The sequence below is a fragment of the Streptomyces sp. NPDC056479 genome (genome assembly GCF_042795335.1).
Taxonomy (GTDB): domain Bacteria; phylum Actinomycetota; class Actinomycetes; order Streptomycetales; family Streptomycetaceae; genus Streptomyces.
This window is the reverse complement of sequence record NZ_JBHTRZ010000017.1, coordinates 1-13,952: the sequence shown is the minus strand read 5'-3', so window position 1 is coordinate 13,952 and position 13,952 is coordinate 1. Positions and strand designations below refer to the sequence as shown.

At 69.6% G+C, this 13,952-nt stretch carries 14 protein-coding genes; 9 read left to right on the top strand and 5 right to left on the bottom strand.

What is annotated here, in order from left to right; all coding sequences use genetic code 11:
• The first annotated feature begins 203 nt into the window (after positions 1-203).
• Together radA and disA are read left to right on the top strand one after the other, a co-directional pair.
• Positions 204-1,613 carry a DNA repair protein RadA gene (gene radA / locus ACFQ6S_RS42610; RefSeq protein WP_383421687.1) on the top strand — a complete coding sequence of 470 codons (1,410 nt, stop codon included), beginning with the start codon at positions 204-206 and terminating at the stop codon, positions 1,611-1,613.
• 82 nt (positions 1,614-1,695) lie between these two features.
• Positions 1,696-2,820, top strand: a complete 1,125-nt coding sequence (disA, locus tag ACFQ6S_RS42605) for a DNA integrity scanning diadenylate cyclase DisA (RefSeq protein WP_383421684.1) — start codon at positions 1,696-1,698, stop codon at positions 2,818-2,820.
• A gap of 17 nt (positions 2,821-2,837) precedes the next feature.
• Here the strand turns inward: disA and ACFQ6S_RS42600 are convergent, their stop codons facing one another.
• The gene (locus ACFQ6S_RS42600) at positions 2,838-3,653 is read right to left on the bottom strand and encodes a hypothetical protein (protein ID WP_383421681.1); all 816 of its coding nucleotides are present in this window, start codon (positions 3,651-3,653) and stop codon (positions 2,838-2,840) included.
• Positions 3,654-3,976: 323 nt separating this feature from the next.
• On the opposite strand from ACFQ6S_RS42600, the gene ACFQ6S_RS42595 reads away from it, so the two are divergent.
• The 5 genes from ACFQ6S_RS42595 to cseC all read left to right on the top strand — a co-directional run bounded on the left by ACFQ6S_RS42595 (position 3,977) and on the right by cseC (position 8,750).
• The gene (locus ACFQ6S_RS42595) at positions 3,977-4,909 is read left to right on the top strand and encodes an A/G-specific adenine glycosylase (protein ID WP_383421678.1); all 933 of its coding nucleotides are present in this window, start codon (positions 3,977-3,979) and stop codon (positions 4,907-4,909) included.
• A 303-nt stretch (positions 4,910-5,212) separates the two neighbouring features.
• Positions 5,213-5,752, top strand: a complete 540-nt coding sequence (locus ACFQ6S_RS42590; RefSeq protein ID WP_019756474.1) for a SigE family RNA polymerase sigma factor — start codon at positions 5,213-5,215, stop codon at positions 5,750-5,752.
• Between the two features lie 131 nt (positions 5,753-5,883).
• Positions 5,884-6,474: a hypothetical protein gene (locus ACFQ6S_RS42585; protein ID WP_383421728.1), complete on the top strand. Its 591-nt coding sequence runs from the start codon at positions 5,884-5,886 to the stop codon at positions 6,472-6,474.
• A 117-nt stretch (positions 6,475-6,591) separates the two neighbouring features.
• A complete protein-coding gene (gene cseB, locus ACFQ6S_RS42580; protein WP_383421675.1) occupies positions 6,592-7,296 on the top strand; it encodes a two-component system response regulator CseB in 705 nt (234 codons plus the stop codon).
• Entirely contained in the window at positions 7,185-8,750 is a 1,566-nt protein-coding gene (gene cseC / locus ACFQ6S_RS42575; RefSeq protein WP_383421725.1) for a two-component system sensor histidine kinase CseC, read from the top strand. The genes cseB and cseC overlap by 112 nt, the downstream gene beginning before the upstream one ends.
• 16 nt (positions 8,751-8,766) lie before the next feature.
• Here the strand turns inward: cseC and ACFQ6S_RS42570 are convergent, their stop codons facing one another.
• The 3 genes from ACFQ6S_RS42570 to ACFQ6S_RS42560 all read right to left on the bottom strand — a co-directional run bounded on the left by ACFQ6S_RS42570 (position 8,767) and on the right by ACFQ6S_RS42560 (position 11,366).
• Complete coding sequence (locus tag ACFQ6S_RS42570) at positions 8,767-9,201, bottom strand: VOC family protein (protein WP_383421672.1); 435 nt, start codon at positions 9,199-9,201, stop codon at positions 8,767-8,769.
• Positions 9,202-9,261: 60 nt separating this feature from the next.
• Positions 9,262-9,699: a helix-turn-helix transcriptional regulator gene (locus tag ACFQ6S_RS42565; RefSeq protein WP_383421669.1), complete on the bottom strand. Its 438-nt coding sequence runs from the start codon at positions 9,697-9,699 to the stop codon at positions 9,262-9,264.
• A gap of 98 nt (positions 9,700-9,797) precedes the next feature.
• Positions 9,798-11,366: an MDR family MFS transporter gene (locus ACFQ6S_RS42560; RefSeq protein ID WP_383421667.1), complete on the bottom strand. Its 1,569-nt coding sequence runs from the start codon at positions 11,364-11,366 to the stop codon at positions 9,798-9,800.
• A 117-nt stretch (positions 11,367-11,483) separates the two neighbouring features.
• Here ACFQ6S_RS42560 and ACFQ6S_RS42555 point away from each other — a divergent pair, with 117 nt between their 5' ends.
• Positions 11,484-12,071 carry a TetR/AcrR family transcriptional regulator gene (locus ACFQ6S_RS42555; RefSeq protein WP_383421664.1) on the top strand — a complete coding sequence of 196 codons (588 nt, stop codon included), beginning with the start codon at positions 11,484-11,486 and terminating at the stop codon, positions 12,069-12,071.
• A 13-nt stretch (positions 12,072-12,084) separates the two neighbouring features.
• Here the strand turns inward: ACFQ6S_RS42555 and ACFQ6S_RS42550 are convergent, their stop codons facing one another.
• The gene (locus tag ACFQ6S_RS42550; protein ID WP_383421661.1) at positions 12,085-12,720 is read right to left on the bottom strand and encodes a M23 family metallopeptidase; all 636 of its coding nucleotides are present in this window, start codon (positions 12,718-12,720) and stop codon (positions 12,085-12,087) included.
• Positions 12,721-13,233: 513 nt separating this feature from the next.
• On the opposite strand from ACFQ6S_RS42550, the gene ACFQ6S_RS42545 reads away from it, so the two are divergent.
• Positions 13,234-13,875, top strand: coding sequence for an HAD family acid phosphatase (locus ACFQ6S_RS42545; RefSeq protein ID WP_383421658.1), 642 nt, complete (start codon positions 13,234-13,236; stop codon positions 13,873-13,875).
• Positions 13,876-13,952 lie beyond the last annotated feature (77 nt).

Sequence of the window (13,952 nt, the reverse complement as noted above, 5' to 3'; positions counted from 1 at the left end):
GTGGACCGTAGGCGGCTCGGGGTGGCGCCTTCCGCCTGCTTGAGCAGTTTTAATCCATACGGGTGAAACGATCCCTCAATGGGGTACAGGAAGGCGGGATTCCGTGTCTTGTGCATGACGAGTGGCCCCTCCGCGGCAGTCCGAAGGTGCGCTGTGTACAGGGCCGTAGGGCGTTGTCAGTGGGCTCGGCTACGGTTCATCGCATGGCTGCCCGTACCAAGTCCACGAAGGACCGCCCGTCCTACCGCTGCACGGAGTGCGGCTGGCAGACGGCCAAGTGGCTCGGCCGCTGCCCCGAGTGCCAGGCGTGGGGGACGGTCGAGGAGTACGGCACGCCCGCTGTGCGTACGACGACGCCCGGGCGGGTGACCAATTCCGCGGTGCCCATCGGGCAGATCGACGGACGGCAGGCGACCGCCCGGTCCAGCGGCGTGCCCGAGCTGGACCGTGTGCTCGGCGGCGGCTTGGTGCCCGGCGCGGTGGTGCTCCTGGCGGGCGAACCCGGCGTCGGCAAGTCCACGCTGCTGCTGGACGTGGCGGCCAAGTCGGCGAGCGACGAGCACCGCACGCTCTACGTCACCGGTGAGGAGTCGGCGAGCCAGGTGCGGCTGCGCGCGGACCGCATCGGCGCCATCGACGACCATCTGTATCTCGCGGCCGAGACCGATCTGGCCGCCGTGCTCGGCCACTTGGACGCGGTGAAGCCGTCGCTGCTGATCCTCGACTCCGTGCAGACCGTGGCCTCGCCGGAGATCGACGGCGCGCCCGGTGGCATGGCGCAGGTCCGGGAAGTGGCCGGTGCGCTCATCCGCGCCTCCAAGGACCGCGGGATGTCCACCCTCCTCGTGGGCCACGTCACCAAGGACGGCGCCATCGCCGGACCCCGCCTCCTGGAGCACCTCGTGGACGTGGTGCTCCACTTCGAGGGCGACCGTCACGCGCGCCTCCGTCTCGTACGAGGCGTCAAGAACCGCTACGGCACGACGGACGAGGTCGGCTGCTTCGAACTGCATGATGAGGGCATCACGGGCCTTGCCGACCCAAGCGGACTTTTCCTGACCCGTCGTGACGAACCGGTCCCCGGCACCTGCCTGACGGTCACCCTGGAGGGCCGCCGCCCCCTGGTGGCCGAGGTCCAGGCGCTCACCGTCGACTCGCAGATCCCCTCGCCCCGCCGCACGACGTCCGGCCTGGAGACCTCGCGTGTGTCGATGATGCTCGCGGTCCTGGAGCAGCGTGGCCGGATCAGCGCGCTCGGCAAGCGGGACATCTACTCCGCCACGGTCGGCGGGGTGAAGCTCTCGGAGCCCGCGGCGGACCTCGCCGTCGCCCTCGCGCTGGCTTCCGCCGCGAGTGACACACCCCTCCCCAAGAACCTCGTCGCGATCGGCGAGGTGGGCCTCGCGGGCGAGGTCAGACGGGTCACGGGCGTGCAGCGCAGGCTCGCCGAAGCGCACCGGCTGGGCTTCACGCACGCCCTCGTACCGGGCGACCCGGGCAAGATCCCTCCGGGCATGAAGGTGCTGGAAGTGGCCGACATAGGAGACGCGCTCCGAGTGCTTCCGCGCTCGCGTCGACGAGAGGCCCCACGGGACGACGAGGACCGCCGGTAGACTTTGCCCTGGTCTCGCCCGTCCGTACGAACCGAATGTGCGAAACGGGAGCGCCTGAAGAACCTGCGACCGGAGGAGTGCAGTGGCAGCCAACGACCGGGCGTCAGCTCCCGGAAAGTCCGGCGGGAGTTCCGGTGCCGATGGCCTGATGCGCGCCTCCCTGAGCGCGGTGGCTCCCGGCACGGCCCTGCGGGACGGACTGGAGCGGGTGCTTCGCGGCAACACCGGCGGACTCATCGTCCTCGGCTTCGACAAGACCGTCGAGACGATGTGTACGGGCGGATTCGTCCTGGATGTCGAGTTCGCGGCGACGCGTCTGCGGGAGCTGTGCAAGCTCGACGGCGGCATCGTGCTGTCGTCGGACCTGTCGAAGATCCTGCGCGCGGGCGTGCAGTTCGTGCCGGACGCGACGATCCCCACGGAGGAGACGGGCACCCGGCACCGCACGGCCGACCGGGTCAGCAAGCAGGTCGGTTTCCCCGTCGTCTCCGTCTCCCAGTCCATGCGGCTGATCGCGCTGTACGTCGACGGCCAGCGCCGCGTCCTGGAGGACTCCGCGGCGATCCTCTCCCGCGCCAACCAGGCCCTGGCGACCCTGGAGCGCTACAAGCTCCGCCTGGACGAGGTCGCGGGCACGTTGTCGGCGCTGGAGATCGAGGACCTGGTGACGGTCCGCGATGTCTCGGCGGTGGCCCAGCGTCTGGAGATGGTCCGGCGCATCGCGACCGAGATCGCCGAATACGTGGTCGAGCTGGGCACCGACGGACGCCTTCTCGCCCTCCAGCTGGACGAGTTGATCGCCGGCGTGGAGCCCGAGCGCGAGCTCGTGGTGCGTGACTACGTCCCCGAGCCCACGGCCAAGCGCTCCCGCACGGTCGATGAGGCGCTGTACGAGCTGGACGCCCTCACCCACGCAGAGCTCCTGGAACTGTCCACGGTGGCAAGGGCGTTGGGCTACACCGGCTCTCCGGAGGCGCTGGACTCGGCGGTCTCCCCGCGCGGCTTCCGCCTCCTGGCCAAGGTCCCCCGACTCCCCGGCGCGATCATCGACCGCCTGGTGGAGCACTTCGGCGGCCTGCAGAAGCTGCTCGCCGCCAGCGTGGACGACCTCCAGACGGTGGACGGCGTCGGCGAGGCCCGGGCCCGCAGCGTCCGGGAGGGGCTGTCGCGACTCGCGGAGAGCTCGATCCTGGAGCGGTACGTCTAGCCGGGCGGCACGTCTGGCTAGTCGTTCTCCAGCACGAACGACGTCTGGGCCGTCCCGAACCCCGGCGTCTTCGCCTCCACCAGATACGTGCCCGCCCCGGCCGCCCCGGCGGCGGGCGTCGTGCACTGCGGGGCGCTGGCCTTGCGGTCCCACTTCACGGTGTACGTGATGCTCTCGCCGGCCGGTACCCGGAACCGCAGGCTGGCGGCGGCCTCGGGGCAGTCGGCGGAGGACCAGAGGGCGTCCTCGGAACCCGCCTGGGTGATCGTCACCACCGCGTTCTTCGGGCCGAGGTCGACCTTGCAGTCGTAGGTGGAGGAGTTCTTCGCGGTCAGCAGCAGGGCGGGCGTCTCGCCGGGGTCGTACGCGTTGTTCCGGCTGTGCACCGTCACCTTCACCTGGCCCGAGACACAGTCGGGCAGCGAGGAGCCGTCGGCGACGGTGTCGTCCGCGCCGACACCACCGCCTGAGCCGCCACCGGCGGAACCGCTGCCGGACCCTTCCGACCCGCCGGACGAACCGTCCCCGGACCCGTCGCCGTCCCCGGAGCCGTCTCCCGACCCCCCGGAGTCCCCGCCGGCGGTCGACTCGTCGCGTCCGCCCGGCGCCTGACTGATCGCCGGCCCCGAACCCGACGGGCCCGGCGTGATCGTCGAGGGCGCGGGATTCTTGCCGTCGGATCCGCCCGCGTCGTTCTTGCCGCCTCCGCCGCCCGAGACGAGCACCCAGGCGATCAGCAGCGCCAACAGGGTGAAAACAGACAGCAGTACGGCCCTCCGTCGCCAGTAGATGGAGGAGGGAAGCGGCCCGACCGGATTGCGCAGAGATCCCACGGCGCAAACCTTACGAGAGATCGGCGTGCCATTCGGCTCCACCCGCCGCCCGGACGACAACTTTTCCGGATCATCATCCCGGAAACCGTCGGGTACGCCGGCCGCGCAACCCCTTGCCTCGCGCCCGTCGCCCGCCTCCGCGACGACCTCGGTCTCGCCGCCGCTCGCCAGGAACGGCCAGCCGTCCGCCGTGTGGACGTTCCCTCCGGACGACGCTTCGAGCGGGGACGCGGGCCTCGGCCATACCCGCCCGCGGCCGCCAACGCACCGGCACCCGCCGCCTACCCACCCCGCCGCCCTCGACATGGCAGGATCGGAAAGCCATGACTGCGCCCACGAAGCCCCCGCACGCCCACACCGACGCCAACTCCGCCGGCCCCCTCGGTCAGCCGCTGCACGGCAGTGTCATCGACTGGTTCGAGGAGAACGCCCGCGACCTCCCCTGGCGGCGCCCCGAGGCCGGACCCTGGGGCGTGATGGTCAGTGAGTTCATGCTCCAGCAGACGCCCGTGAGCCGTGTCCTGCCCGTCTACGAGCAGTGGCTGGCCCGCTGGCCCCGCCCCGCCGACCTGGCCAAGGAGGCCCCCGGCGAAGCCGTCCGCGCCTGGGGCCGGCTCGGCTACCCTCGCCGCGCCCTGCGGCTGCACGGAGCCGCCGTCGCCATAGCGGAACGGCACGGCGGGGACGTACCGACCGACCATGCCCAGCTCCTCGCGCTGCCCGGCATCGGCGAGTACACGGCGGCCGCCGTGGCGTCCTTCGCGTACGGACAGCGGCATCCCGTGCTGGACACCAACGTCCGCCGGGTCATCGCCCGCGCCGTCACCGGCGTGCAGTACCCGCCGAACGCCACGACCGCCGCCGAGCGCAAGCTCGCCCGCGCCCTGCTCCCCGACGAGGAACGCACCGCCGCCCGCTGGGCCGCGGCCTCCATGGAGCTCGGCGCGCTGGTGTGCACCGCGAAGAACGAGTCGTGCCAGCGCTGCCCGATCGCCGCGCAGTGCGCCTGGCGGCTCGCGGGCAAGCCGGAGCACGACGGCCCGCCGCGCCGCGGCCAGACGTACGCCGGGACCGACCGTCAGGTACGCGGCAAGCTGCTCGCCGTACTGCGGGACGCCCATGTGCCCGTTCCGCAGGCCGCTCTGGACCGGGTGTGGCACGAACCGGTGCAGCGCGCCCGTGCCTTGGACGGCCTCGTCTCCGACGGGCTGGTCGAGCCGCTGCCCGGCGGGATGTACCGGCTGCCGTCTAGCTGACGCACAGTCAGATCACAGCCGTAGGGCCTTCGCAACACACGATGCACAGCCTCCGCACGGCCATAAATCGCCCAAATCGATACATACCAACCCCAAGTCCCCAGCCGTTTTACCCCTTTCCTGAATCCGTTACACAACCGACGGACAGCCGAGCGCTGGCCGCAGGCTGCTTCGGACAGCCCCGTGACAACGCCTCCGTAGCTTCATTTCCGTACCCGACAGGCGGGGACGACTACGAACCACAGGCAGTGGCACCGACGGCGAACGAGCCGGCCGGGGACGGGGAATCGGGAGGCGGTCAACATGGCGCAGGGCGAGGTGCTCGAGTTCGAGGAGTACGTCCGCACTCGGCAGGACGCGCTGTTGCGCAGCGCCCGCCGGCTGGTCCCGGACCCGGTCGACGCGCAGGATCTGCTCCAGACGGCGCTGGTGCGGACGTACCACCGCTGGGACGGCATCGCGGACAAGCGGCTCGCGGACGCCTACCTGCGCCGCGTGATGATCAACACGCGGACCGAGTGGTGGCGGGCGCGCAAGCTGGAGGAAGTGCCGACCGAGCAGCTCCCGGACGCGTCCGTCGACGACGCCACCGAGCAGCACGCGGACCGCGCCCTGCTGATGGACATCATGAAGGTTCTCGCTCCGAAGCAACGCAGCGTCGTCGTGCTGCGACACTGGGAGCAGATGTCCACGGAGGAGACGGCCGCCGCCCTCGGCATGTCGGCCGGAACGGTCAAGAGCACGCTGCACCGGGCGCTCGCCCGGCTCCGCGAGGAGCTGGAGAGCCGCGATCTGGACGCACGCGCGCTGGAGCGTGAGGAGCGGGAGCGTTGCGCGGCCTAGGCACGACGACGGGCGGCACCGGGCACACCGACCGGGGTGACGGGGCCACGGACGGGGAGTCCGGGGACACCGGCTCCGCGCATTCCGGGCCCGGGCCCGGCCGGGGCATCTATCAGGCGGCGTTCACGGCGATGGCCGTGGTCGTCGCCCTCGCCCTTTTCGTCTCCGGCTGTGCCACCGGCGGCACCGGCGCCCGTGACGAGGGGCCCGCGCACGCCGACATGGCGGGCGGCAAGGCGGTCCCGTCGTCGGCCTCGCCCTCACCCTCGCCCGTCCCGGACCGGACGGAGGCCGTCCGGCTGGTCAAGGCGGACCCCGTGGTCTCGGCGGAGGTCAAGCGCGAGCTGAAGCCCTGTGTGTCCGACGACTACCCGATCGACGTGTCGTACGGCGAGCTGACCGGCGCGCCGGCGGACGACATCGTGGTCAACGTCCTGTCCTGCGGCGACTCGGTCGGGGTCGCCTCGTACGTGTATCGCGAGCGGGACGGCTCGTACCAGAATGTGTTCAAGTCGGAGGAGCCCCCGGTCTACGCCGAGATCGACCGCGGCTACCTTGTGGTGACCAAGCAGGTGTACGCCAAGGACGACGCGCTGTCGAACCCGTCCAGCGAGGACGTGACCTCGTACCTGTGGACCTCCGACCGCTTCGTCCGGAAGTACAGCACCCGCACCGACTACGGCTCCCTCGGCGACGACGCTTCGCCGGCGCCGGACGGCTGAGACCGCCTGGACGTGAACGCTTCGGACGCTCCATGCGTCTGACGAGTGGACACGTCCTGCGCGACCGAGAAGCATCCGACGCACCACTGGCAGCACACGAGGACTGAGAGCACCGGGATGGCAGACCAGACCCACGTCCTGTTCGTCGAGGACGACGACGTCATCCGCGAGGCCACCCAGCTCGCCCTGGAGCGGGACGGCTTCGCGGTCACCGCCATGCCCGACGGGCTGTCGGGCCTGGAGGCGTTCCGGGCGGACCGGCCCGACATCGCGTTGCTGGACGTCATGGTCCCGGGCCTTGACGGGGTCAGTCTGTGCCGCCGTATCCGCGACGAGTCGACCGTGCCGGTGATCATGCTGTCGGCGCGCGCCGACTCGATCGATGTGGTGCTGGGTCTGGAGGCGGGTGCGGACGACTACGTGACCAAGCCGTTCGACGGTGCGGTGCTGGTCGCGCGGATCCGGGCGGTGCTGCGCCGGTTCGGGCACGCGAGCGGTCCCGACCGGGGGGACGAGGCGGATCCCACGGCCAACGGCGGCCCGCTGGCCTTCGGTGACCTGGAGGTCGACACCGAGGGCATGGAGGTGCGCCGGGGCGGTGCGCCCGTCGCGCTCACGCCGACCGAGATGCGACTGCTGCTGGAGTTCTCCTCGGCGCCGGGCACCGTGCTGTCGCGGGACAAGCTGCTGGAGCGGGTGTGGGACTACGGCTGGGGCGGGGACACCCGTGTCGTCGACGTCCATGTGCAGCGGCTGCGGACGAAGATCGGCCAGGACCGCATCGAGACCGTCCGTGGCTTCGGCTACAAGCTGAAGGCCTGAGCGGGGCGGGTATGCGGGGGATGTTCAGACGCCCGGCCACTTCCGGCGCGGGGAGAGTCGGCCTCACCGACCCGGCGCGGGTCGCGGGGCAGGGCACGGGGGTCCGGATGGGTTCGCTCGCCGGTGGCCGTACGCGCCCGCGCGTGGGCGGCCGTATCGCCATCCGTACGGGACTGCGGTGGAAGCTGAGCGCGGCGATCGCGCTGGTCGGCGCGCTGGTGGCGGTCGTGCTGAGCCTGGTGGTGCACAACCAGGCCCGGGTCTCGATGCTGGACAGCGCGCGTGACCTCGCGGACGAGCGCATCCAGATCGCCCAGCGCAGCTACGAGCAGTCCAAGCGGCTGAACTTCCCCAACCTCACGATCGACGACCCGGAGCTGCCGGCGGCGCTGCGGGACAGGGTCGAGGAGGGCCGGCGGGCGACGTATGTGACCGACTCGCCGAGCGGGGCGCCCGACATCTGGGCGGCCGTGCCGCTCAACAACGGGCATGTCCTGTCGCTGCGCACCGGCTTCACCGACCGCAGCGACCACATCCTCAACCGCCTCGACCAGGCCATGATCATCGGGTCCATCGCGGTGGTGCTCGGCGGCAGCGCGCTCGGGGTGCTCATCGGCGGGCAGCTGTCGCGCCGGCTGCGCAAGGCGGCGGCCGCGGCGAACCAGGTCGCGAGCGGGGAGCCGGATGTGCGGGTGCGGGACGCGATCGGGGGTGTCGTACGGGACGAGACCGACGACCTCGCGAGTGCGGTGGACGCCATGGCGGACGCGCTCCAGCAGCGGCTGGAGGCGGAACGCCGGGTCACCGCGGACATCGCGCACGAGCTGCGCACGCCGGTGACCGGACTGCTCACGGCGGCCGAGCTGCTGCCGCCCGGCCGGCCCACCGAGCTGGTCCTGGACCGGGCGAAGGCCATGCGCACGCTGGTCGAGGACGTCCTGGAGGTGGCCCGGCTGGACAGCGCCTCGGAGCGGGCCGAGCTGCAGGACATCCTGCTGGGCGAGTTCGTCAGCCGGCGGGTCGCGGCCAAGGATCCCGCGATCGAGGTGCGGGTCGTCCATGAGTCGGAGGTCACGACCGACCCTCGGCGCCTGGAGCGGGTGCTGTTCAATCTGCTGGCCAACGCGGCACGCCACGGCCGGCCGCCGATCCAGGTCACGGTCGAGGGCCGGGTCATCCGGGTCCGCGACCACGGCCCCGGGTTCCCCGAGGACCTGCTCGCCGACGGCCCGAGCCGCTTCCGCACGGGCAGCAGCGACCGCGCGGGCCACGGGCACGGTCTCGGTCTGACCATCGCGGCAGGTCAGGCCCGGGTTCTCGGTGCCCGGCTGACCTTCCGCAACATTCGCCCGGCGGGCTCCCCGGACCATGTGCCGGCTGAGGGCGCGGTGGCCGTTCTGTGGCTTCCGGAGCACGCGCCGACGGCCACGGGGAGCTACCCGATGCTGCCGTAGCCCGGGGCCTCGGTTCTCAGTCGAACGACTTGGAGAAGTCGAGCTCCGCGCTGCGCTCGGTCAGCGAGTACCAGTTGCCGTTGTCGTCGCGGAAGATCGCCTCGATGCCGTACGGCCGCTCCTGCGGCTCCTGGATGAACTCCACCCCGCGTGCCCTGAAGGTCTCGTAGTCCCCCCGGCAGTCGTCGGTGTGGAACGCCCCGGCCCCGATGACCCCCTTGGCCACGAGCTTCTTCAGCGCCTCGGAGGACTCGGGGTCGAGACCGGGCCCGTCCAGGCTCATGAGCGCGAGCTCGACGTCGGGCTGCCCCTTGGCGCCCACGGTGATCCACTTCATGTCGCCCATGGACAGGTCGTTGCGCACCTCGAAGCCGATCTTCTCGGTGAAGAACGCCTTGGTGCGCTGCTGGTCGAACGTCCATACGGTGGTGATGCCCAGGCCCTTGATCATGAGCTGCTCTCCCCTTTTATCGCCCTGCGGTTCCTTCCGTCACGTTAGGCAGAGGCCCTGTCAGGGCGCTTCTCCAGAGTTGCTCTCCCGCGTCTGCCGGTCCTCCCGCTGCCGGAAGCCCCCGGCCCACAGCATCGCGTAGCACCCCGGTATCAGAGCGGCACCACGTCCGACGTGCTTCTCCCGGTACTCGCTCGGTGACAGCCCGGTCCGCGCCTTGAACTTCGCCGAGAACGTCCCGAGGCTGCTGAAGCCGACCAGATGACAGATCTCGGTGACGGTCAGATTGGCCACCCGCAGATACTCCTCGGCCCGCTCGATGCGCCGATGCGTCAGGTACTGCCCCGGGGTCTCGCCGTACACCGCCTTGAAGGCCCGCACGAAGTGATACCGCGAGTACCCGGCGTGCGCGGCCACGGCGTCCAGGTCGAGCTCAGGATCGGCCCAGTCCCGGTCCATGGCGTCCTTGGCCAGCCGAAGCTGCCGCACCTTGTCCATGCAGCCGATGGTGGCACGCCCCACTGACAGGACCCCCGGGCGGCGATCCACCCGGGGGTCCTGCACTCACCAGTAGGGTCCTGCGGCTTCGGACCGGCCTAGACGGCGTCCGCCTCCGCCTTCGGCCCCGCCCCCTTGAGCGGGACCTCCTTCACGAACACGGCCGCCGCCAGGGACAGCACGGCGATCACGGCTCCGAGGAGGAATGCGGAGTGCGTGCCCGCCGACACCGCGTGCTGGTAGGCCTCCCGTGCCGCCTCCGGCAGCTTCGCGAGGCTCGCCGCGTCCAGCTGCGCCGACTGCTCGGTCACCTTCGAGCCCAGCGCACCGGCCCGCTCGGTCATGACGTCCTGGACCCGGTTGTTGAACAGCGCGCCCATGATCGCGACACCGAACGAGGAGCCGAGCGTACGGAAGAGCGTGGTGGACGAGGACGCGACGCCCATGTCCTTCATCTCGACGCTGTTCTGCGCGACCAGCATGGTGATCTGCATCAGACAGCCCATGCCGAAGCCGACCACGGCCATGAACACACCGGACATGACCCGGCTCGTCCCGGTGTCCATCGTCGACAGCAGATACAGCCCGACGACCATCAGCACACTGCCGAGCACCGGGAACACCTTGTACCGCCCGGTGTTCGTGGTCACCCGCCCGGCGACCATCGAGGTGACCAGCATCGCGCCGAGCATCGGCAGCAGCAGGAGTCCGGAGTTCGTGGCGGAGGCGCCCTGCACCGACTGCTGGTACAGCGGCAGGAACAGCGTCGCGCCGAACATCACGAACCCGGTGATGAAGCCGATCACGGACATCAGCGTGAAGTTCCGGCTGCGGAAGATGTGCAGCGGGACCACCGGTTCCGCGGCCCTGGTCTGCCAGTACACGAACCCGGCCAGCGCGGCGACGCCGATCCCGATCAACTCCATGATCCGTGCGGACGTCCAGGCGTACTCCGTACCGCCCCATGTGGTCACCAGCACGATCGCGGTGATTCCCACGGTCAGCAGCGCGGCGCCCAGATAGTCGATCTGCGCCTTCGCCCGCTTCTTCGGCAGGTGCAGTACGGCACTGATCGCGGCGAGCGCGACGACGCCGAGCGGCAGGTTGATGTAGAACGCCCAGCGCCAGCCCCAGTGGTCGGTGATGGTGCCGCCGACCAGCGGCCCGCCGATCATGGCCAGTGCCATGACGCCGGCCATCATGCCCTGGTACTTGCCGCGCTCCCGCGGCGGAATCAGGTCGCCGATGATCGCCATGACGCCGACCATCAGACCGCCGGCGCCCAGCCCCTGGACGGCCCGGAACGCGATCAGCTGTCCCATGTCCTGGGCCATGCCGCTGAGCGCGGACCCGATCAGGAACAGCACGATCGACGACATGAAGACGCCCTTGCGCCCGTACATGTCGCCGAGCTTGCCCCACAGCGGAGTGGAGGCCGCGGTGGCCAAGGTGTACGCCGTGACGACCCACGACAGATGCTCGAGGCCGCCGAGCTCACCGACGATCGTCGGCATCGCGGTGCCCACGATCATGTTGTCGAGCATCGCCAGCATCATCGTGATCATCAACGCGAGCAGTACGACCCGTACGCTCCTGGGTTTCTCGGCCGGATCCGCCTGCTTCGCTTGATCCGCCGGCCCCGTGTCCACTGCCAGTGTCTCCGCCATGGTCCCTCTCCCCCAGCTACTTACTTGCCGCCCGGCTAGTTGCCTACACTGAAGGAAGGTAGGCGCGTAACTAGCCGGGCGTCAAGTAAGTTTTGCGGAAAGCCAAGGAGTAAGAGGATGGGTGGCACCATGGACGGCACCAAGCAGCGGCGCCGCGGGAACACCCGCCAGCGCATCCAGGACGTGGCCCTCGAGCTCTTCGCCGAGCAGGGCTACGAGAAGACCTCCCTGCGCGAGATCGCCGAGCGCCTGGACGTCACGAAAGCGGCCCTCTACTACCACTTCAAGACCAAGGAAGAGATCATCGTCAGCCTCTTCGAGGATCTGACGCAGCCGATCGAGGACCTGATCGAGTGGGGCAGGCAGCAGCCGCACACGCTGGACACGAAGCAGGAGATCGTCCGCCGCTACAGCGAGGCCCTGGCCGGCGCGTCCCCCCTGTTCCGCTTCATGCAGGAGAACCAGGCGACCGTCCGCGAACTGAGCATCGGCGAGACGTTCAAGGACCGGATGCTCGGCATGCGGGACATCATCATCGACCCCGACGCCGACCTGGTCGACCAGGTGCGCTGCATCAGCGCGCTGTTCACCATGCACGCCGGGATGTTCGTGCTGAAGGACCTCGAAGGCGACCCCGAGGAGAAGCGCAAGGCCATCCTCGAGGTCGCCACGGATCTGATCACCCAGGCGCACAAGGGCGCCTGACGGGCTCAGTGCCTCAGATCGACAGACCCTTGGCCCGAAGGAAGGCCACGGGGTCGATCGCGGTGCCGTAGTTGGCGGCCTTGCGGATCTCGAAGTGCAGATGCGGACCGCTGGAGTTACCGGTGTTGCCGGACTTGGCTATGTTCTGACCGGTCTTGACGACCTGGCCGACCTTCACGTCGATGCGCGACAGGTGGGCGTACTGGGAGAACGTGCCGTTGCCGTGCTTGATCACGATGGCGTTGCCGTACGCGGGACCGTCACCGGCGCCGTTGCCGCCGGCCTTGACGACGGTGCCGCCGTGGGCGGCCACGACCTGAGTGCCGGTCGGGACGGCGAAGTCCTGACCGCTGTGGGTGGACTGCCACATGCCGCCGGCCTGCGCGAAGCTGGCGGACTTCGTGTACTTCTTCACCGGCTTGACCCAGGAGACGGCCTTCTTGGCGGGGGCCTTCTTCGCGGTCGCCTTCTTCGCGGCGACGGTCTGGGCCTGAACGGCGGCGGGAGCAGCGGGGGCGGAGGTCATCTCAGCAGCGACCGCGCCTCCGGCGCCCAGTGCGACCGATGCTCCCAGTCCGGCGGCCAGCACAGCAGCACGGGTGCGGAACGCGGACGTACGGGGCGAACGGAACGAGAAGCGCGGGGACATTCGAAACCTCACGGGAACGACGACAGGGAAAACCACCCGACACATGCGGTCGCCGGATGGCCATCCCTTGGTAACCCCGCTCGCCACGAACCCACAAACCCCCCTATCTACGACGTGCGCTAGTACTCCGACCCAAAAATCCCCGCACCTTGACAGATCACGTAATACGGACGAACCAGCGCCGATGCTAAATCGCTCAACCCTGTTTGGGGATTTACGTCCGTTTTGCCCTCACGGCCGCTTTCCACTATTCCCGCTAGTAACGGACAAATCGCCTGTGCCTCATGTCACCGCCCAGCGCAATCAGAAGACCCCGGAATGTGACGGGCGCTACGCCACCGCTCTCTCCGACGAGGGGGCTCAGGTGGAGGGTGAGTGATCGTCAGAAATATGTGACGCACATCTCTAGCGACTTACCGCCCAGTAACCCTAGCTTTCCCCTCACGCCACCCCCACCCACGAACATGCACGCGATAACAAAACAGCGCACGTGACGTGAGAGGACCCCCACACATGACGCTTCGCCGCCCCTGGGCGCGCCGTATCGCGGTCGGTACCGTCTCCGCGGCAGCCCTCGTGGCCCTCGCGGTCCCCGCCGAAGCCGCGACGACCGCCACCGCGACGAGCACCTCGACCGCCACCACCACGGCCGCCGCCGAGGACGTCGACTACGACACCTGGCAGAAGGACACCCGGGCGGTGATGGACCAGGCGCTGCCCTATCTGAAGCAGCGGATCGCCAACACCAAGCCGGGTGAGAAGCAGGCGATCGTCTTCGACATCGACAACACCACCCTGGAGACGGACTTCGGCTTCAGCTACCCCCAGCCGGCCAACAAGCCGGTCCAGGAGGTCGCCAAGTACGCCCAGGAGCACGGCGTCTCCCTGTTCTTCGTCACCGCCCGCCCGGGCATCATCTACACGGTGACCGACTACAACCTCAAGTACGTCGGCTACAAGGTCTCCGGCCTGTACGTGCGCGGCTTCTTCGACCTGTTCAAGAACGTCGGCGACTACAAGACGGCCCAGCGCGTCGACATCGAGAACAAGGGCTACACGATCATCGCGAACGTCGGCAACAGCGCCACCGACCTCTCGGGCGGCCACGCCGAGAAGACGTACAAACTGCCGGACTACAACGGTCAGTTGTCCTGATCCACCGGGCGCGAGGTCACGCTTGAGCGGACCGCCGACGCGCACGTCGTGGGGCCGGTACCTTCGAGTACCGGCCC

What these genes read in the sequence shown, in the direction of transcription:
- radA (WP_383421687.1), top strand. Translation starts at nt 204, where the DNA reads ATGGCTGCCCGTACCAAGTCCACGAAGGACCGCCCGTCCTACCGCTGC.
- ACFQ6S_RS42595 (WP_383421678.1), top strand. Translation starts at nt 3,977, where the DNA reads ATGACTGCGCCCACGAAGCCCCCGCACGCCCACACCGACGCCAACTCC.
- ACFQ6S_RS42590 (WP_019756474.1), top strand. Translation starts at nt 5,213, where the DNA reads ATGGCGCAGGGCGAGGTGCTCGAGTTCGAGGAGTACGTCCGCACTCGG.
- ACFQ6S_RS42585 (WP_383421728.1), top strand. Translation starts at nt 5,884, where the DNA reads ATGGCCGTGGTCGTCGCCCTCGCCCTTTTCGTCTCCGGCTGTGCCACC.
- cseB (WP_383421675.1), top strand. Translation starts at nt 6,592, where the DNA reads ATGGCAGACCAGACCCACGTCCTGTTCGTCGAGGACGACGACGTCATC.
- ACFQ6S_RS42570 (WP_383421672.1), bottom strand. Translation starts at nt 9,201, where the DNA reads ATGATCAAGGGCCTGGGCATCACCACCGTATGGACGTTCGACCAGCAG.
- ACFQ6S_RS42565 (WP_383421669.1), bottom strand. Translation starts at nt 9,699, where the DNA reads ATGGACAAGGTGCGGCAGCTTCGGCTGGCCAAGGACGCCATGGACCGG.
- ACFQ6S_RS42560 (WP_383421667.1), bottom strand. Translation starts at nt 11,366, where the DNA reads ATGGCGGAGACACTGGCAGTGGACACGGGGCCGGCGGATCAAGCGAAG.
- ACFQ6S_RS42555 (WP_383421664.1), top strand. Translation starts at nt 11,484, where the DNA reads ATGGGTGGCACCATGGACGGCACCAAGCAGCGGCGCCGCGGGAACACC.
- ACFQ6S_RS42550 (WP_383421661.1), bottom strand. Translation starts at nt 12,720, where the DNA reads ATGTCCCCGCGCTTCTCGTTCCGTTCGCCCCGTACGTCCGCGTTCCGC.
- ACFQ6S_RS42545 (WP_383421658.1), top strand. Translation starts at nt 13,234, where the DNA reads ATGACGCTTCGCCGCCCCTGGGCGCGCCGTATCGCGGTCGGTACCGTC.